At 44.8% G+C, this 19053-nt stretch carries 13 protein-coding genes and 2 tRNA genes; 9 read left to right on the plus strand and 6 right to left on the minus strand.

The window, feature by feature from the left end; all coding sequences use genetic code 11:
• Positions 1-23 precede the first annotated feature (23 nt).
• Together SPUTW3181_RS06570 and SPUTW3181_RS06575 are read left to right on the plus strand one after the other, a co-directional pair.
• Positions 24-115: transfer RNA gene (locus SPUTW3181_RS06570), tRNA-Ser, on the plus strand.
• Between the two features lie 97 nt (positions 116-212).
• A tRNA-Arg gene (locus SPUTW3181_RS06575) sits at positions 213-289 on the plus strand.
• Between the two features lie 337 nt (positions 290-626).
• On the opposite strand, the gene SPUTW3181_RS06580 is transcribed toward SPUTW3181_RS06575, so the two are convergent.
• The 3 genes from SPUTW3181_RS06580 to hpf all read right to left on the minus strand — a co-directional run bounded on the left by SPUTW3181_RS06580 (position 627) and on the right by hpf (position 5622).
• The gene (locus SPUTW3181_RS06580) at positions 627-3503 is read right to left on the minus strand and encodes a valine--tRNA ligase (protein WP_011788619.1); all 2877 of its coding nucleotides are present in this window, start codon (positions 3501-3503) and stop codon (positions 627-629) included.
• Positions 3504-3518: 15 nt separating this feature from the next.
• Entirely contained in the window at positions 3519-4031 is a 513-nt protein-coding gene (locus tag SPUTW3181_RS06585; RefSeq protein WP_041408100.1) for a DNA polymerase III subunit chi, read from the minus strand.
• 1231 nt (positions 4032-5262) lie between these two features.
• Complete coding sequence (hpf, locus tag SPUTW3181_RS06590) at positions 5263-5622, minus strand: ribosome hibernation-promoting factor, HPF/YfiA family (protein WP_011788621.1); 360 nt, start codon at positions 5620-5622, stop codon at positions 5263-5265.
• Between the two features lie 297 nt (positions 5623-5919).
• Here hpf and SPUTW3181_RS06595 point away from each other — a divergent pair, with 297 nt between their 5' ends.
• Complete coding sequence (locus SPUTW3181_RS06595; RefSeq protein ID WP_011788622.1) at positions 5920-6612, plus strand: cytochrome b/b6 domain-containing protein; 693 nt, start codon at positions 5920-5922, stop codon at positions 6610-6612.
• 99 nt (positions 6613-6711) lie between these two features.
• Here the strand turns inward: SPUTW3181_RS06595 and SPUTW3181_RS06600 are convergent, their stop codons facing one another.
• Positions 6712-7161, minus strand: a complete 450-nt coding sequence (locus SPUTW3181_RS06600) for a c-type cytochrome (protein ID WP_011788623.1) — start codon at positions 7159-7161, stop codon at positions 6712-6714.
• Positions 7162-7349: 188 nt separating this feature from the next.
• Between SPUTW3181_RS06600 and trpR the strand changes: the two genes are divergently transcribed.
• Positions 7350-7625: a trp operon repressor gene (trpR, locus tag SPUTW3181_RS06605; protein WP_011788624.1), complete on the plus strand. Its 276-nt coding sequence runs from the start codon at positions 7350-7352 to the stop codon at positions 7623-7625.
• 146 nt (positions 7626-7771) lie between these two features.
• Here the strand turns inward: trpR and slyD are convergent, their stop codons facing one another.
• Positions 7772-8428, minus strand: coding sequence for a peptidylprolyl isomerase (slyD, locus tag SPUTW3181_RS06610; RefSeq protein ID WP_011788625.1), 657 nt, complete (start codon positions 8426-8428; stop codon positions 7772-7774).
• A 641-nt stretch (positions 8429-9069) separates the two neighbouring features.
• Between slyD and thrA the strand changes: the two genes are divergently transcribed.
• From thrA to SPUTW3181_RS06640, 5 genes are all read left to right on the plus strand, one after another.
• Complete coding sequence (gene thrA / locus SPUTW3181_RS06620) at positions 9070-11538, plus strand: bifunctional aspartate kinase/homoserine dehydrogenase I (RefSeq protein WP_011788626.1); 2469 nt, start codon at positions 9070-9072, stop codon at positions 11536-11538.
• On the plus strand, positions 11535-12497 hold the full coding sequence (thrB, locus tag SPUTW3181_RS06625) for a homoserine kinase (RefSeq protein ID WP_011788627.1): 963 nt from the start codon (positions 11535-11537) through the stop codon (positions 12495-12497). Before thrA ends, thrB begins: the two co-directional genes overlap by 4 nt.
• A gap of 70 nt (positions 12498-12567) precedes the next feature.
• Entirely contained in the window at positions 12568-13851 is a 1284-nt protein-coding gene (thrC, locus tag SPUTW3181_RS06630) for a threonine synthase (protein ID WP_011788628.1), read from the plus strand.
• A 223-nt stretch (positions 13852-14074) separates the two neighbouring features.
• Positions 14075-14929: a substrate-binding periplasmic protein gene (locus SPUTW3181_RS06635; protein WP_011788629.1), complete on the plus strand. Its 855-nt coding sequence runs from the start codon at positions 14075-14077 to the stop codon at positions 14927-14929.
• 275 nt (positions 14930-15204) lie between these two features.
• Positions 15205-18489 carry a S41 family peptidase gene (locus SPUTW3181_RS06640; RefSeq protein ID WP_011788630.1) on the plus strand — a complete coding sequence of 1095 codons (3285 nt, stop codon included), beginning with the start codon at positions 15205-15207 and terminating at the stop codon, positions 18487-18489.
• Between the two features lie 122 nt (positions 18490-18611).
• Here SPUTW3181_RS06640 and SPUTW3181_RS06645 read toward each other — a convergent pair whose 3' ends face one another.
• Positions 18612-19049 (minus strand): OsmC family protein, encoded by a 438-nt coding sequence (locus SPUTW3181_RS06645; RefSeq protein ID WP_011788631.1) that lies wholly within the window; start codon positions 19047-19049, stop codon positions 18612-18614.
• Between the last annotated feature and the right edge of the window lie 4 nt (positions 19050-19053).

A 19053-nucleotide genomic window follows, 5' to 3' on the forward strand; every position in this document is an offset into this window, starting at 1 on the left:
TTGCTTACAAATGTAGATTTTGCGGAGAGGTGGCCGAGTGGCCGAAGGCGCTCCCCTGCTAAGGGAGTATGGGCTTTAACTCCCATCGAGGGTTCGAATCCCTCCTTCTCCGCCATTCTATTTCTTAGTCGAAGAAATAGATTTGCGAGATAAAGATACTTATTCTAGACTCAATTTCGGTTGGCTCTAGTTAGAAGTAAAAAGCAATTTTTGCGCATGTAGCTCAGCTGGATAGAGTACCTGGCTACGAACCAGGCGGTCGGAGGTTCGACTCCTTCCATGCGCACCATATAGATAAGCCCTGCAAGCAATTGCAGGGCTTTTTTATTAGCTGTCTAAACCTTTACTTCCCACCTCTTTTAAGTTCATATCCTGCCGACTGCCACTATGGGAAATTAGGTATTCAGGATTTTCATCTACTTCGCTTTAAGAATCGTTAAGTGGTTTTAATGCGGTGTAGTAGGTAATGAAGCCATGTTTAGAATTGGTTTGGATTTAACAAAGCGTCAGACTTAAGATAACCTGTGGTTTCAGTGTCTATACATACAAGAAGGGCAGCCACTAGGCTGCCCTTCATTCAGTTGAATCAGTCAATCATAGCAAGTCAATCAGAGCATGAGAGAAGGTTAAGCTTCTAACTTAGCGAACTCAGATTTTTGTTCGTTGAGCTTGTCCATATCTCGCTTGAGATCGGCCATCTTAGCGCGCTCTTTGTCGATAACCTCGGCTGGGGCTTTTGCCACAAAACCTTGGTTCGACAATTTACCTTCGATGCGAGCGATCTCTTGGCCGAGCTTTTCAAGCTGTTTGTCGATACGGGCCATTTCGGCGGCAACATCGATTAAACCTGCCATTGGGATCAACAGTTCCATTTCACCAATCAAACCTGTGGTCGACATAGGCGCAGTTTCGCCATCGGCTAAAATGGTCATGCTTTCTAAGCGGGCAAGCGTAGTAAAGAAGGTTTGGTTTGCTTCTACACGGGCTTTATCCTGCGCGCTAACACCACGAAGTAGGGCATTTAATGGCTTAGATGGGGCAATGTTCAGTTCGGCGCGAATGTTACGTACAGCGACAATCACTTGCTTAACCCACTCTAAATCGGCCATTGCTGCGCTATCGACTTTAGCGGCATCAAATGTTGGGAACGGTGCCAGCATAATGGTATCACCAGCGACACCAGCTAACGGTTTAACGCGTTGCCAAATGGTTTCAGTAATATATGGCATCATAGGGTGCATCAGGCGCTGCATCGCTTCGAGCACCGTCACTAAGGTGTGGCGAGTACCGCGCATTTGCGTTTCACTGCCGTTTTGCAATACCGGTTTAGTTAACTCTAAGTACCAGTCACAGAACTGGTTCCAAGTGAACTCATACAGGGTATTGGCCGCTAAGTCGAAACGATAGGCCGCCATGTGATCGTCAAAGGTCTTAACGGTTTGATTGAACAAGCCGATAATCCAGCGATCGGCTAGTGATAGTTCTAGCTCGCCACCTTTGTATTTTGGTGAGCCAGGGCCACAATCTTGATCTTCTGTGTTCATCAGCACGTAGCGCGAGGCGTTCCACAACTTGTTACAGAAGCTGCGGTAACCGTCTAAGCGCTTCATATCCCAGTTGATGTCACGGCCCGTTGATGCCATAGCGGCAAGCGTAAAGCGCAGCGCATCAGTACCGTGGGCTTCGATGCCATTTTCAAACTCTTTGCGAGTGCTCTTTTCAATCTTGGCGGCCAGTTGTGGCTGCATCATATTACCGGTACGTTTTTCAACTAAATCTTCAAGGCCGATACCGTCGATCATGTCTAATGGATCGAGTACGTTGCCCTTAGATTTTGACATCTTGTTACCCGCTTCATCGCGGATAAGACCGGTTACGTAGACGGTTTTGAACGGGACTTGTGGTTTACCGTCTTCATCTTTGATGAAGTGCATGGTCATCATGATCATACGGGCAACCCAGAAGAAGATGATGTCAAAACCTGTCACCAACACGTCGGTTGGGTGGAAGGTTTTTAAATCTTCTAAATTGTCAGGCCAACCTAAGGTCGAGAAAGTCCACAGGGCTGAGCTGAACCAAGTGTCCAGTACGTCTTCGTCTTGGCGTAATGTCATTGAGTCGGCAATATTGTGCTTAGCACGTACCTCGGCTTCGTTGCGGCCGACATAGACTTTGCCGTTTTCGTCGTACCAAGCTGGGATACGGTGACCCCACCACAATTGACGTGAAATACACCAGTCTTGAATGTCACGCATCCACGAGAAGTACATGTTCTCGTATTGCTGCGGCACAAACTTGATGCTGCCATTTTCAACGGCTTCGATAGCGGTTTTCGCCATTGGCGCAACAGCCACATACCATTGGTCGGTCAGCATAGGTTCGATAACTACACCGGAGCGATCGCCATAAGGGACTTTTAAGGCGTGAGGCGCGATTTTTTCGAGCAACCCTAAAGTTTCAAATTCGGCGACGATAGCGTCACGCGCTTTAAAACGGTCAAGTCCGGCAAAGCGTTCAGGCAGGCTGCCATCGAGCGTTTTGTTAAAGGTACCGTCAGAGTTCACCACTTCGGCGCTCACGCGAATGGCGGCATCTAAGGTCAGCACGTTGAACATGGGCAGGTTGTGACGTTTACCGACTTCATAGTCGTTAAAGTCATGGGCTGGGGTGATCTTCACGCAACCTGTACCAAAGGCCATATCGACGTAATCGTCGGCCACGATAGGAATGCGGCGATTTACTATTGGCAGCAGAATATATTTGCCAATCAACGCTTGATAACGTTCATCATCGGGATGTACTGCAACCGCACTGTCGCCGAGCATAGTTTCTGGACGTGTGGTAGCAACTTCTAAATAGTCTTTACCATCGGCGGTTAGCTCACCGTCGGCCAGTGGATAACGCAGGTGCCACATATGGCCCTGTTTTTCTTTGCTTTCCACTTCTAAATCAGAGATAGCCGTGTGCAGCTTTGGATCCCAGTTGACCAAACGCTTGCCGCGATAAATCAACTCGTCTTCGTACAGACGCACAAACACTTCTTGCACGGCCTTGGACAAGCCTTCGTCCATAGTGAAACGCTCGCGGTCCCAATCAACAGAGGCACCCATACGACGTAGCTGCTTCGTGATAGTGCCACCCGATTGCGCTTTCCATTCCCACACTTTATCCATAAAGGCATCGCGACCTAGGTCATGGCGATTCTTGCCTTCTTCGGCTTCAAGTTTACGCTCTACCAACATTTGGGTGGCGATACCCGCATGGTCAGTACCGACTTGCCATAGGGTATTTTTACCTTTCATCCGTTGGTAACGGGTCAAGGTATCCATGATGGTGTCTTGGAAGGCATGGCCCATATGCAAGCTCCCCGTCACGTTGGGTGGCGGGATCATGATGCAATAATTGCCTTTGGATTCATCACCGTGTGGTTTGAAGTAACCTTGCGCTTCCCAGTTTTGGTAAAGCGTTTGCTCGATGGATTGCGGATCGTATGTTTTTTCCATGGGAACGTATCTGTCTCAAACTAAATTAAGTGGATGTGTTGCTAAATTATGGGTCGTTAATTCGATCCCTAGGTCGCGATATTGCCTATAGCGTTCACGGGCAACGGCTTTATGCTGATCGTCATTGGCAACAAAATCGATGATTTGACCAAAGTTTACCGCAAATGGGGGGGCTTGGTCTGCAATATTAATCAGAAGTTGACGACTTTTATTGGCCCCAAGGCGGTCAAAACCTATTTCAACTGGGGCACCAGTGATAGGTCCTTCACCTTTCAAGTTGTGAGGTACAAATGCTGTTGGCTCAAATTGCCATAATAATTCATCAATCTCTAAAGCTAAGTTTTTGTCTTGACAATGAATATAGACTAATTGTTGCTTAATATAAGCTTGCTGAGCTAATTGACATGCAAAAAGGTGCATTGCTCCTAAAGCCGCATTGGTATTGGCTACAGTGCTTATGGCTGACTGGATCGCGATATGACCAGATTGTGCCACTGGTGGCATCAGATAAAACAGCGCTTGAGTCATAATTTCAATGCCTTGCATGAATGCGAACAACTAAGGGAGGAGTTTACACTAAAAGATGAGTTTGGTTAATGGAGCTCAGAGCGTTTTGATTTTTATGAGACTATTCATAAAATGAAAAAGCGCACCCGAAGGTGCGCTGGTTTTAGTATAAGATCTGGTCAAACGAGTTTATCCTCCTTATTAATCAGTGAATATGGAACCAAGTTTACCTTATTTATCAGTGTATTGTTTGCATACATTAAACAATTGTACTACTAACAACTAACTCACTTGTACTCGGTTTACATTTATCAATAAACGGTTTACGGCTTATAGTGTGTACTAGGTACATTTTTCTGCTAAGCAGTAGGGCCATATCACTCGTTTAGCTTACTTTAGTTTATCTTAGTTATTACAATTGCAGTTTTAACTTAAAGCACTTAACATTTTTACTGTTTATCAAACTTACATACTACATTGGAAATTACCGCTAAGTGAGTATTTACCTTAATCAAGCATAAACCACTCTCTTTAACACCCTCCTAATAATTTAGTGGATAACTATTTGACATATTAGCCTTGTTAGATTGAATACCTCTTAGTCTTGAGCGAAAACCTAAATTTAAAAACAGATACTTATTAGGATTTTCTGACTTTAGTGGTTATTTACTTAAGTTACTCCTTAAATATAAATGCTAAAGAGATATAACTACATTTTTGAAGTTCATTTTATCTGTTAAATACAATTGCTTTTGCTAATATAGTTTTTACATACTCCTTATATTCATGAAAACATAAACGTATTGAGTTTGTCTTAGGTGTTAGGGTAAATACTTTTAAGAACGATTAGTTTTTGTCAGTTACCTCCTTCTCTATCAAGTATGTTGGTTGAAAGTGGAGCCTGTAAAACTGTGTATATCAGTATAAAAGTCTATGATGCGTTAGATGAGATTAGCTAAATTTTTACTTGTTCAACGGTTAACTATGGTTTCATTAATTATGTTTCTGACAGCCTCCTATTGTTACATTAAGCTATTTACATTTTTTAATCTTTTTGACTTATATTCACATCACTTCGATTCTTGCTGTCACTTAGTAAAGTGTAGTAGGTATTTAATTGAACACCTAGTTTTTGCTCATCATAAAGATGATTTTATCTAGCTTTTGCATAAAACTGTGTCCAACGTAAATGACTTCTACTTTTATGCCTCTCAAAGTGATGTGTCTCGCACTTACATTAACACTAAATAAATTAAGCGGCATCTTCCTCCTCATATTCGTCAATTGCATCTACATCGTCAGTGTCGGTATGTACTAATGAAGCAAAACGCTGTGCTTCGGGTTTATGGGTTAATCGATTGAGTTGTTTCTCTAATTTTTGACCCATGGCAGTAATTGCTGCATAAAGGTTCTCGTGTTTTGCTTGAGCAAAAAGTTCTCCATTTGGGATGCCAACCGATGCTTCAATCTTGAAACCTGGTTTCTCCTCTGTAATGATCACGTGGGGATTAATCAACTGCACATCGTGTCTAGAAAGTTTCTCAAAACGGCTTTCAATACGTTCACGGATTGGGGCAGTGACTTCTAGTTGTTTGCTCGTAATCTTTAGCATATGTCGAACCTTCTGTTGTTTCCTTGGATTTCAGAGTACCAACCTTAGCTGTATAAAACGAGATCTAAATCACAAAAATTCCCCATTTGGATACTGTTCGCTGGATATTTGATCGCTTAGACAATTTTCAATTATTCTTAGCTTGAAAGCCTTGTATTCCTCACCGAACAGGGGCATATTCGATAAGTTAACTCTGCAGCCTTTTCCTGATTTTCCTATATTTACTTTAAATTTATCAGCAAATCCCTTTAAAATACGTCTACTTATTTTATTCGTTCGCTCGAGTAGGTCTTATTTATGAAAACCGAATATATCAAAGTTAAAGTATGGGATTTACCTACACGTATTTTCCATTGGGTTATGGTGATGCTCATGGGCTTGTTATGGTGGAGTGCGGATGCCGGTGAAATGCAATGGCATCAAATTTTTGCATACAGTTTGCTGAGCTTGATTGCTTTTCGATTTGTGTGGGGATTTGTTGGTAGTGATACATCTAAATTTAGCCACTTTATTTGTCATCCTAAAGTTGCGTTGAAATACCTCAATGAAGTGCGAACTAAGGGAATATTTTTTGTACTTGGGCATAACCCTGTAGGGGGGTATATGGTCATTGCATTGATTACTGTGATTAGCCTACAAATAGTGACAGGATTGTTTGCAACCGACGATATTTTTACTGAAGGGCCGCTATATAGTTATATTAGTTCAAGTACAAGTGCATCAATGACTTGGCTACATAAGACGAACTTTAATCTTATTTTATTGTTGAGTGCTATCCATATATTGGCTGTCATTATTCATGCAATCAAAGGGGATAAATTGATTGGAGCCATGTTGACTGGTGATAAAAAGATTTCTAAGACGGAGTTGTCTTCATATCAACAAGTTAATCCATTGTTTAAATCCGGATGGATTGCCTTAGTACTTTTTGCTGTTTTGGCTGCTGTTATTTTTTCTTATTTAGTTTGGCCTATTGTACGAGTGCTTTAGTCATCACGCGGTAAATGTTACATGAGAAAAGTAAGTGATAAGGTTGCATTAACGAAAAAGCCTGCTTAAAGCAGGCTTTTTCGTTAATGCTTAAGAAAATTAGTCTTTCTTATAAGCATCGTGACAACCTTTACAGCTTTTACCTGTATTCATAAAGGCGTCTTTGATTGCAGCTTGATCGCCTTGTTGCGCAACAGTTGCTAAAATGGCGGCATTTTCTTGGAATGTTTTCATTTTTGCATCGAAATCGGCTTTATCTTGCCAGATTTTCGCTAAGGCTTCAGTATCACCTTTATCTGACCCTTCAATAAATCCCTCGATTGGTAGCATCGAAAGCGCAGCAACATTCGTTGCACGCATAGCGAAGGTTTTGGCTTCGAAAGGTTTTTTACCTTTCATCATCGCACCCATATCACCAAAATTATAGGCAATAAGGCTAAATGCAGATTGGCGGTATTCAATTGCATCTTTAGCATCTTCGAAATTATGTGCTTGTGCTGCTGAAACGAATAAGGTGCTAGCAACGAGGGTAAGTAGTAATTTTTTCATAGTATTCTCACAAATTAGCGTCGAAGTGTGACATTGCGCCTCTATTGTACACAAATTAACTTGATGTACTAGAAGCATTTTTGTCAGTTTTTGTCTAGATGTAATGAAGAAGCGTAACAAGTTATTTGTTAGAGAAACAAATCTGGTAAACTGCCATGTAATGCTTTAACAGTAGTTATGGGGTGATTATGCGAGCAAATTGGGACTTAGTATTAAACAAGATTTTGAGTCATGGAAATTATGAAGATCTTTTTATGCTCCTTCATTTACTGTTAACTGAAGATGAGCGAAGTGCCATTGCTGGGCGGCTTAAAGTTTTCCAGCTACTGCTAAATAGTGAAATGAGTCAACGTCAGATTGCAGCAGAATTTGAAGTCAGTATTGCCACTATTACTCGGTGCTCTAATTACCTTAAAAATATGACTCCCGAGCATAGAGCGAAAATTCAGACATTAATAAGTTAGTGGAAAGAGATGGTTTTAAGGAAAAGTTCAATAAAAATGAGGCGCTTCCTTTTTAAGAAAGTACCTCATAATGCAAAATTTGTGGTCGAGTTTATTTAAACTCGACCTATATCTATAAATACTGAGCTTAAGTGTTAAAGCTCAAACTAGCCTCGGCAACCACAGCCGCCATTGCCATCACAACCTGCTTTGGGTGTATCACAGGCTTCGTGATCATGCTCGTGGTGGTGATCATGGTCATGCTCTGAACCACCACAGCAACCACCTGTTTCCTTGCCGGAACCACCGCAGCATCCACCACCATGATCATGATCGTGTCCATGGCTGCCACAGCCACCTTGGGCATGAATGTGGCCATGAGCGATTTCTTCGGCTGAGGCTTCACGAACGTCAACGATTTCGACGCTGAAATTGAGCGATTGGCCCGCTAAAGGATGGTTGCCATCGACGATAACGACATTATCTTTTACTTCGATGACTTGAACAGGGCGTTGGCCCATTTCAGTTTCGGCGATGAAACGCATACCAGGGACGATATCTTCGATATCACCAAAGGCTTCTAATGGCACGGCTTGACGTAGGCCATCGTGATAAGGGCCATAGGCTTCTTCGGCACTAATAGTGACATCGAGTTTTTCGCCTTTGCTTTTACCGTCTAATGCGGCTTCTAAACCTGGGATCAGGTTTTCAGTACCGTGTAGATATAGCATAGGTTCAGAGTCGAAAGAGTCTTCTAATAGTCTGCCTTCTTGATCTGATAAACGGTAATGAATGGTTACCGCGCTGTGTTGAGTGATCTTCATATCGCCTCCAATTCGTAATGTGCGCGCATAATAACGTGCTTTTTTAGTGCTGGCGATAATTTGAAGTGGCTTATGTTAGATATCGCACAGGTTTTTTTTAGGAAAATTTGTCGGTGCTTTACGGTAGAAAGGATGAGTAATGTGATTTTTGCTCGTTAGCCGGTCAATTTAGCTTGAGTGATGAGGTAGAACAAATAACGCATTATTTTAAAGTGCACTATAAATAATTAGATGTAAAACAAATGATTATCTAATGTTTTTCGTGCAGCGTTACGTTAACGTCAACAGTTATCTATTGAGTAAATCGCATTTTTACCCCTAGAAAACTTCATATTAACGAATCTTGATGCAGTATTTTATCGAGCGTTAATATTTACCTATAAATAATCCATTTTAGGGGTTGACAAGCGCGGGTAAAAAAAGCAATTCTGTTTATCAAGAAATTAACATGGATTAGCCCAAACACATGCATAGCCTAGGTTTCGTAGTAGTTACCATTATTACAACCACCACTACAACAACAGTGGGGGCGGGCTGATACACCCTAAAGAATTTTAACGATGAGCCCGCTTCCCACAAAGAAGCGGGCTTTTTTGTTTCTAGCTCTTATTTCTAAGTCGGGCGCGGTACAGGAGAACAAGATGAAAGTAATGAAATTTGGTGGTACCTCGCTTGCAAATTGGCAGCGATTCTCGATGGCGGCGGATATCGTTGCTAAGTCATCTAAGCTTGAGCCAATAGCCACAGTGCTATCGGCCCCGGCGACTGTGACAAATGCGTTACTAGAAATGGTTGATGTAGCCGTTAAAGGTGAAGATTATTCGTCTGTGCTGCAGCATGTTGAGCGGGTATTTACCTCGCTATACCAAGATGCTGTTACTTCAATGTTGTCGAGTGAGCAGAGTGAACAGCTCTTTTCTGGACTTAATGCGCAGCTGGTGATTTGGCAGGATAGATTACGTGGCATTAGCTTACTGCAAGAGTGTCCCGATGGCATACGTGCTGAAATCGTGGTGGCAGGTGAGCGTTTATCTGCAGCCTTGATGGAACAAGTGATGCTATCTAAGGGGATCACGTCTGCTCAACTCGATCCGCGCGCCTTGTTTCTAGGTCGAGGTCGGCCGTTAGAATCCGTGGTCGATATCGCTATAAGTAAGCCAAGGTTTCGCGCGTTGGCGCTGGGTGAAAAGCGCGTATGGGTAATGCCGGGTTTCACCGCCGCCGATGAACAGGGCAAAGTGGTGACGTTAGGCCGTAATGGTTCGGACTATTCTGCTGCCGTGCTGGCCGCCTGTTTAGATGCTTCAAGTTGTGAAATCTGGACCGATGTTGACGGTGTTTATAATACCGATCCCCGGGTGGTTGCCGATGCCAAGTTGTTGTCACAACTCAGTTATCAAGAGGCGATGGAACTCTCCTATTTTGGCGCTAAAGTGCTGCATCCTAAGACGATTGCGCCCATCGCTCAGTTCCATATTCCCTGTTATATCAAAAATAGTTTTAACCCCGATGCGCCCGGCACTCTGGTATCAAACCAAGCCGATGAAACTGGCTTGCAGGTTAAAGCTATCTCCAATTTAGATAACCAGACCATGTTCGATATATCAGGCCCAGGCATGAAAGGCATGGTTGGCATGGCGAGCCGTACTCTCGCGGCGATTTCCCGCAGCGGCGTGTCAGTCTCTTTAATCACCCAAAGCTCCTCTGAATACAGTATTAGCTTCTGTGTGGCGACGTCTGACTCGGCCAAAGTGAAATGGGCCTTAGAGCAAGAGTTTGAATTAGAAATAAAAAGTGACTTGCTTGAACCTATTGCTATGCGTCATGAGCTGGCAATTGTGTCTTTGATTGGTGATGGCATGCGCACCCACAAAGGCGTGGCAGCGCGTTTCTTCCAAGCGTTAGCGCAGGCGAGCGTGAACATTATCGCCATAGCCCAAGGTTCGTCCGAGCGCTCGATTTCGACTGTGATCGAGCAGCGTAAGACTAAGCATGCGGTGGCGGCTTGTCATCAAGGCTTTTTCGATGTGCAGCAGTATTTAGATGTGTTTTTAGTGGGTTGCGGCAATGTGGGGGCTGGCCTGCTTGAGCAGATAAAACAACAGTCCGCCATGCTTAAAGAGCAGCACATCAGTATCCGTGTTTGCGGTATAGTGAATTCGAACAAGATGTTACTCGACAGTGCGGGCATCGATTTAAGCAATTGGTCTAGCTTGCTTGCCGATAGCCAGCAAGCTTGCGATATCCCAGCATTACTCGCATGGGCGAAAGAGCAACAATTGCTTAATCCAGTGCTGGTGGATTGCACTTCGAGCGAGCAAGTATCGGATCTGTATTTGGATGTGATGAACTCAGGTTTGCATGTGGTCACGCCGAACAAAAAGTCGAACACTCGCGATTATGCTTATTATCAAGCACTGCGCCAAACGGCATTAAAACAGCGTCGCCAATTCTTATACGAAACCACAGTCGGTGCGGGTTTACCTGTGATCGATAACCTGAAAAAACTGTTATTTGCGGGTGACAAACTGCATAAATTTAACGGTATTTTATCGGGCTCTTTATCCTTTATCTTCGGCATGCTCGATGAAGGTATGACGCTTTCTGAAGCGACTGGTCTGGCGCGAGAAAAATGTTTTACTGAGCCCGATCCCCGTGATGATTTGAGTGGTATGGATGTGGCGCGTAAGGTGCTCATTCTTGCCCGTGAAGTGGGACTAAAGTTAGAGCTCAGTGACGTGCAGGTTGAATCTGTATTGCCAGCCGAGTTTGATGATTCAGGTGATGTTGAAAGCTTTATGGCACGATTACCGCAAGTAGATGCTGCAATTGCCGCAAAAGTGGCGCAGGCCAAAGCCCAAGGTAAAGTGCTGCGTTATGTTGGGCAAATTGAGGATGGTGTGTGCCGTGTGCGTATCGCCGAAGTGGATGCACAGGATCCGCTTTATAGCGTTAAAGGCGGTGAAAATGCCTTGGCGTTCTATAGCCGCTATTATCAGCCCATTCCCTTTGTGCTACGCGGCTATGGCGCAGGGACTGAAGTGACCGCTGCTGGCGCCTTTGCCGATGTATTAAGAACCTTGAATTGGACTCGTGAGGTGAGTGTATGAGTTTGACTGTTTACGCTCCAGCCTCTATGGGTAACGTGGGCGTCGGATTTGATTTACTCGGTGCTGCATTAGCGCCGATTGATGGTAGTTTACTGGGCGACAGAGTGACTATCGCCGCGGCAGCGTCGGGTGTGAGTCTTATGCAAACCGGCGCTTGGGCCCATAAACTGCCTGATAATCCGCAAGACAATATTGTGTACCAATGTGCCGAATTCTTCTTAACAGCCCTGAGTAAGGAGTTTTTAGAAGCGCTTGGTAAAGCTGATGAAGGCGTGGCACTCACACTGGAAAAGAACCTGCCCGTCGGTAGTGGGTTAGGGTCGAGTGCAAGCTCTGTCGTGGCGGCGTTATATGCCTTGAATGAACATTTTGATAGACCCTATAACGAGCAAGCACTGCTAGAACTGATGGGCGAGTTTGAAGGGAAGATCAGCGGCAGTGTGCACTATGACAACGTTGCCCCCTGTTATTTGGGCGGCATGCAATTGATGCTTAATGTGCCGGGTACAGTTTGCGAAGCAATACCCAGTTTTAAAGAATGGTATTGGGTTGTGGCCTATCCAGGGATTTCACTCTCAACGGCAATGATGCGCAAACTCATGCCCGATCAATATGATAAAAGTGTCACTATCGATTTTGGCCGCTATTTAAGCGCCTTTGTTCATGCGTCTTACCAGCAGAATGCCAAGCTTGCGATTAGCGTATTAAAGGATGTGTTAGCCGAGCCTTATCGCGCCGCCGCGATCCCGGGTTACGACAAGGCCAGAGCCGCTTTAGCCGATTTAGGCATGTTGACTACGGGGATTTCGGGCAGCGGCCCAACGCTGTTTTCGATTACCGATGATTTAGCCACGGCAAATATCGCTAAAGCTTGGTTAGAACTGCATTATCTCACCGAGGCGGGTGGCTTTGCCCATGTGTGTCGCTTAGATGAGCAGGGCACGCGTAGGGTCGATTAATTGTCAATTTAGCTAAGACTAAGCACCCAAAATTAGCATTTAAGGTTTAGCATCAAAAGGTTGAGTGAGCATGGAACTATATAATTTAAAACACCCTTCGCAGAAAGTGAGCTTTAAAGAAGCGGTACAACTGGGGTTAGGCAAAGACAGAGGTTTGTTCTTTCCTAGTCAGATACCCGTACTAGACGATATTGAAGGGCTGCTGGCGTTGCCATTTGTTGAGCGCAGTAAAAAAGTGCTCGGTGCATGGCTTGCTTCTGAATTAGGCCAAGATGCGGTTGATAAATTAGTTGAGCGTGCCTTTAACTTCGATTTACCTTTGGTTGCCGTCGATGAGCAGCGCGCCTGCCTTGAATTATTCCACGGTCCAACACTGGCGTTTAAAGATTTTGGGGCGCGTTTTATGGCGCAATGTGTCAATGCCTTTGTGGGTGACACGCGTTTAACTATTTTGACTGCGACCTCGGGCGACACTGGCGCAGCGGTTGCCGATGCCTTCTATGGGCTTGAGAAAGTCAATGTGGTGGTGCTCTATCCTAAGGGCAAGATCAGTGAGCTGCAGGAAAAGATGTTCACGACGTTGGGCAAGAATATCCATACAGTCGCTGTCTCGTCCGATTTCGATGCCTGCCAAGATCTCGTTAAGCGCGCCTTTGATGATCCCGAAGTCCGTGATGGTCTGAGCCTGAATTCGGCTAACTCTATCAATATCAGCCGCTTACTCGCGCAAATTTGTTATTACTTTGAAGCCGTTGCCCAGTCTAAACAACGCCATGAAGCCGATCCTGTGATTTCTGTGCCAAGTGGTAACTTTGGTAACTTGACCGCAGGTTTATTCGCTAAAGCCATGGGATTACCGGTTAAACGCTTTATTGCCGCGACCAATGCCAACGATACAGTGCCGCGTTATTTAGACAATGGCCAATGGCAGCCCAATCCGACTCAAGCGACTATGTCCAATGCCATGGATGTGAGTGAGCCAAGTAACTGGCCGCGAGTGGAAGCCATTTGTGAGAAATTAGGCTGGCCACTGAGTAATTTGGTTGGGATCCGTTTATCGGAGGAACAAACGTCACAGGCGCTGGTCGAGTTACACGCTCAAGGTTATGTGTCTGAGCCCCATGCGGCGATTGCGGCTAAGGCCTTATCTTTAACTTTAGTGCCCGATGAAGTGGGCATATTTTTGGGGACGGCGCATCCCGCTAAGTTTAAGGATGTTGTGGATAGGGAGTTAACGCTTAACTTACCCTTGCCGCCCGAGCTTGAAGCTGTTGCGAGTAAGCCTATCTTATCGGCGGAATTAGCACCTGATTTTATCAAATTAAAAGCACATCTATTTAAAGTATTGGTTTAATGTTTTATTGCTTTTAGTCAAGCGGTCATATTTTAAATTGTAAAAGGGAGCTGGGCTCCCTTTTTACATGTCTCGAATTTGAAGATGACGTAATGAATCTCATTGGGAACAATGGCGCCCATCTTAGGTGCCAACTATGCTTACTAAGCTATAAGCCAGTCTTTAAGTTGTCACGCTTCTTCCTTCACCCGTTGCCGCACATAACTTGAGAGGTCTTTAGCTTATGCTTTGGTTTAAAAGTGTCTCTTACTTGTTTATGTTTATCTTGCTAACCCATGGGGTATCGCAAGCCGAGAAACTTTTGCCTTGCACTAACACTATCCGAGTTGGTTACAACAACTGGCCTCCGTATGCCTGGCAAGATCCTAAGGGACAAGCCCATGGACTCGATGTTGATCTTATGCGGGCATTTGCACTTTACCTTGGGTGTGAAGTGAGTTTTATCAATGTGCCAGCCAAACGATCCCATCAGATGCTAAAAACTGGGGAGTTAGATGTGATGATGGGAGCAACGATGACAGATGCACGGCAAGCATATGCATTGTTCACTGTGGATTATCGAGATGAAGAAGTACGTTTTTTTGTACTTGATGAACAAAAAGATCTGATTAATGTTGAGAGTTGGGCGGATATTTTTACTCGAAAATTACGATTGCTTGTTCCTTCTAGTGGTTGGTATGGCGCTGATTACCATAGACTCCAATACCAACTAGAACGGGAGTATTTGCTCGTTTTAAGTCCTGATGCAAGTAAATCAGTGCAAATGCTTACCTATGGTAGAGGCGATATAATTTTGGGCGATGCGATGGCGGTTCCCTACATTGCTAGCCAGTATCAGAATATTAAGTTAGTTCCATTAACATTAGTGTTAGACAAAAGTCATATCCATCTAATGCTAAGTAAAATGAGCATGACACCTTTACAGCTTGCTCAGTTCAATATTGCGATTAATGCGTTGAAGGACAACGGAGAAATTACCAAGGTTATTCATAAGTGGCAGTTACTCTCTATTGTGAAGCAATCAAACATGAGTCAGCAAAATTATCCTACCAACATTCTATATGTTTCTGATTTTTAATATTTTAAGTTTTTTTAATTATATGCCGTCATTTTCATCTAAGGCGGTTTAATTCAATGGCCTTTCATCAGTTTTACTCGCTAGTTTCAATTGTATTCATTGGTCCTTTCGGTATCGCCTTGGCGACACATTTGCTAAAACTTCTCTCTATTGACGTTACTGAACTTCCTATCAAATTCTGCTAGTTTGTGGGAATCATTATCAGATTTAAAGTTTGCTTCAAGCGCATTATTAAAAGCCCATCGCTGAACATAATAATAGGATAGAGACAATACATGAAACTTCGCCATTCCGTTGCCTGCTGCATGCTTGCCCTAGGCACATTAACAGCGTTCCAAACCATCGCTGCCGATGCGGTGAGCAATCAAGGGTATTACCGCGCGCCAGCGTTGCACAATCAAACCTTAGTCTTTACTGCAGAAGGGGATTTATGGACTCAGACCTTAGGTCAAAAAGCGGCTACTCGCTTAACGAGTTTACCCGCAGAAGAGCTAGGGGCGACTATTTCGGCCGACGGTAAGTGGGTTGCTTATGTTGCCAACTATGAAGGCGCGAGCGAAGTGTATGTGATCCCCATTACGGGCGGTGTGGCTAAACGGGTGAGTTTTGAGAATAGCCGTGTACGAGTTCAGGGCTGGACTGCCAAAGGCGAGATTTTATATTCTACCGACACGGGCTTTGGTCCTGCTAATAATTGGATGCTGCGCAGCGTCGATCCTCAAACCCTCACCACCACAGATTTACCCTTAGCCGATGCGGTCGAAGGTGTGATTGATGATCGCAACGAATACGTGTACTTCACCCGCTTTGGTCTGCAAGTGACTGGCGATAATGCCAAAGTGTACCGTGGCGGCGCAAAAGGTGAATTATGGCGCTTTAAACTCGGCAGCAAAACCGAAGCACAGTTGCTCAGCGGCCAACACGACGGCTCAGTGCGCCAACCTATGCTATGGCAGGACAGACTCTATTTTATTAGCGACAGCGATGGCAACGACAACCTCTGGTCGAGTGCGCTCGATGGTTCAGATGCAAAACAGTTAACTCAATTTAAAGATTGGCAGGTCCGCGGCGCGCGGATGGACCAAGGCAAAGTGGTATTCCAGTTAGGTGCGGATATCCATGTGTTTGATATTGCGGCCGCTAAAGACTCGTTACTCAATATTGAACTCACTTCTGATTTTGCCGAGCGCCGCGAGCATTGGGTAAAAGATCCTATGGATTACGCTGCTTCTACTAATTTGGCGCCCGCTGGCGATAAAGTAGTGATCACCGCCCGCAGCCACGTGGCTATCGCAGGTATCGATGGCTCGCGTTTAGTTCAAGTTGCACTGCCGGGGACTTATCGCGTTAGGGAAGCTGTGTTGAGCCAAGATGGCAAGTCGGTTTATGCGATTAGCGACATGACAGGTCAGCAGGAAATTTGGCAATTCCCTGCTGATGGCAGCAGTGGCGCTAAACAGTTAACCAAAGATGGCCATACTTTAAGAATGAGTCTTAATTTGTCCAGTGACGGTCGATTTATCGCCCATGACGATAACGATGGTAACGTGTGGCTGCTCGACTTAAAGAAAAATACCAATCAAAAAATCATCACTCACGGCGAGGGACTTGGGCCTTACGCCGATATCCGCTGGTCCGGCGATAGCCGTTTTATTGCATTAACTAAGTCGGAAATCGGTAAACAACGTCCGCAAATCGTCCTGTATTCTGTGGATGAAAATAAGGCCGAGACGCTCACCAGCGACAAATACGAGTCCTATTCGCCAACCTTTAGCAGTGACGGCCAGTGGCTATATTTCCTATCGAATCGCCAATTCAGCGCAACACCAAGTTCACCTTGGGGCGATAGAAATATGGGCCCAGTGTTTGATAAACGCAGCCAAATTTTTGCCATCGCACTGGTCAAAAATGCCAAATTCCCCTTTAGTAAACCCAATGAACTCGAATCGAATCAAGTTGAAAAAACCGATGCTAAGGATAAACCGAGTCCAGTGAAAATCGATTGGGCGGGGATCTCTCAGCGTTTATGGCAAGTGCCTGTCGATTCAGGCAATTACAGTAAGCTGCGCGTTGTCGATGATAGACTTTATTTGCTTGATCAAGCCATTGGTGACGATGTTGCACCTAATTTAATGACTATTAAATTTGACCGATTAAGCCCCAAAGTCGAGGTCTTTGCCGAGGACATTGGTCAATATGAGGTTTCTGCCGATGGTAAGAAGCTGATGCTACGCAAGCACAGTAATGATAAATCACTCCTGATTGTGGACGGCGGTGATAAATTAGGCGATACGGATAATGCCAAAGTGCAAACGGAACAATGGCAGTTAGCGATTTCTCCCCAGCTTGAATGGCAGCAAATGTTTGAAGATGCGTGGTTAATGCACCGAGAATCTTTCTTCGACAAGAAAATGCGCGGCCTCGATTGGCAAGCCACTAAGGCTAAGTATCAGCCTTTGCTCGACCGCCTGACCGATCGTAACGAACTGAATGATATCTTCATGCAAATGATGGGCGAGTTAGATTCTTTGCACTCACAGGTGCGCGGTGGTGATTTGCCTAAAGATCCCGATGCGGCTAAAGCGGCAAGCCTTGGCGCGCGTCTACAACAAACGGCAGATGGCGTTAAAATTGCGCACATTTACAGTAACGATCCTGAGTTACCTGCTAAGGCTTCACCACTTAATCGTATCGAAGTCGATGCCAAAGAGGGGGATATATTGTTGGCCATTAACGGTACGCCAGTAGAAAATGTAGCTGATGTCACGCGTCTTTTACGTAATCAGCAGGACAAGCAAGTCTTGCTGCAGCTTAAGCGTGGTAGCCAAACCCATAAAACTATCGTCATGCCCGTTAGCGCTGTGGTGGACAGTCAATTACGTTACTTAGATTGGGTGAGCCATAATGCGGCAGTGGTCGAGGATACAAGTCAGGGCAAGATGGGTTATTTGCACTTATATGCCATGGGCGGCGGCGATATTGAAAGTTTCGCCCGTGAGTTTTATGCCAACTACGATAAAGAGGGTTTGATTATCGATGTTCGCCGTAACCGCGGTGGCAATATTGACAGTTGGATTATCGAGAAGTTATTGCGCCGCGCTTGGGCGTTTTGGCAACCCACCCACGGCACGCCAAACACCAATATGCAGCAAACCTTCCGCGGTCATTTAGTGGTGTTAACCGATGAACTGACCTATTCCGACGGCGAAACCTTCTCCGCTGGGATTAAAGCGCTCGGTATTGCGCCCTTAATTGGTAAGCAAACGGCAGGGGCGGGGGTGTGGTTATCTGGGCGAAATGCGTTGACCGATAAAGGGATGGCGCGGGTGGCCGAGTATCCACAGTATGCAATGGATGGCCGCTGGGTGCTTGAAGGCCATGGCGTGACGCCGGATATTGAAGTCGATAACTTACCTTTCGCTACCTTTAATGGCAAAGATGCGCAGCTTGAGGCTGCAATAAGTTACCTAAAAGATGAGCTAGTGAAACAACCTATTCCTGCCTTAAAGGCGCAACCTATGCCGGTAAAAGGAATGGCACAAGATATTAACGCTAATTAGTTAGAGATTAAGATGCGATATTTAACTGAAATTTAAGTTAATGTCGTTACTATAATGGTGTACAAATTTAGGGTGTTGTCTCATTGTTCCCGAGACAACACCCATTTTTATTCTCACCAGTATTAAAACTTGATGTGAATGTCCGTCGCTAACGAGTTGGCGATAAAGCAGTTTATATGTGCTTTTTCGTGCATTTTTTCAAGTGTTTCTTGGCTAACCTCAACGCCCTCGGCAAAAATTATCTTTGGATTGAGCACGATTCTTGTGATGGCGAGTTTACCTGCTTCATTTTTCCCTAGTTCGGCAGTGGCGGCATCGATATAAGATAAAACCGGTAAGCGTTTTAGGTGAGCAATGGCCAAAAACGTCAGCATATGGCATGACGAAAGCGCAGCTAGCAAGCTTTCCTCTGGGTTTACATAGTGTTCATTGCCTTTATAATCTGGCGCTGAAGAAGCCTGAATCGTTTGGCCGCTACCAAATGTAATACTGTGGTCTCGGCAAAACTCCCCTTCTTGTGCAGGCGAAGCTTGCCAGTCAACCGTTATGTTAAAGCCCATTATT

Origin of the sequence: Shewanella sp. W3-18-1 (assembly GCF_000015185.1) — a bacterium.
GTDB classification, from domain to species: Bacteria; Pseudomonadota; Gammaproteobacteria; order Enterobacterales; family Shewanellaceae; genus Shewanella; species Shewanella putrefaciens.

Excerpts from the sequence above, each read along its gene's own strand:
- SPUTW3181_RS06580 (WP_011788619.1), bottom strand. The coding sequence starts at position 3,503 with ATGGAAAAAACATACGATCCGCAATCCATCGAGCAAACGCTTTACCAA.
- SPUTW3181_RS06585 (WP_041408100.1), bottom strand. The coding sequence starts at position 4,031 with ATGACTCAAGCGCTGTTTTATCTGATGCCACCAGTGGCACAATCTGGT.
- hpf (WP_011788621.1), bottom strand. The coding sequence starts at position 5,622 with ATGCTAAAGATTACGAGCAAACAACTAGAAGTCACTGCCCCAATCCGT.
- SPUTW3181_RS06595 (WP_011788622.1), top strand. The coding sequence starts at position 5,920 with ATGAAAACCGAATATATCAAAGTTAAAGTATGGGATTTACCTACACGT.
- SPUTW3181_RS06600 (WP_011788623.1), bottom strand. The coding sequence starts at position 7,161 with ATGAAAAAATTACTACTTACCCTCGTTGCTAGCACCTTATTCGTTTCA.
- trpR (WP_011788624.1), top strand. The coding sequence starts at position 7,350 with ATGCGAGCAAATTGGGACTTAGTATTAAACAAGATTTTGAGTCATGGA.
- slyD (WP_011788625.1), bottom strand. The coding sequence starts at position 8,428 with ATGAAGATCACTCAACACAGCGCGGTAACCATTCATTACCGTTTATCA.
- thrA (WP_011788626.1), top strand. The coding sequence starts at position 9,070 with ATGAAAGTAATGAAATTTGGTGGTACCTCGCTTGCAAATTGGCAGCGA.
- thrB (WP_011788627.1), top strand. The coding sequence starts at position 11,535 with ATGAGTTTGACTGTTTACGCTCCAGCCTCTATGGGTAACGTGGGCGTC.
- thrC (WP_011788628.1), top strand. The coding sequence starts at position 12,568 with ATGGAACTATATAATTTAAAACACCCTTCGCAGAAAGTGAGCTTTAAA.
- SPUTW3181_RS06635 (WP_011788629.1), top strand. The coding sequence starts at position 14,075 with ATGCTTTGGTTTAAAAGTGTCTCTTACTTGTTTATGTTTATCTTGCTA.
- SPUTW3181_RS06640 (WP_011788630.1), top strand. The coding sequence starts at position 15,205 with ATGAAACTTCGCCATTCCGTTGCCTGCTGCATGCTTGCCCTAGGCACA.
- SPUTW3181_RS06645 (WP_011788631.1), bottom strand. The coding sequence starts at position 19,049 with ATGGGCTTTAACATAACGGTTGACTGGCAAGCTTCGCCTGCACAAGAA.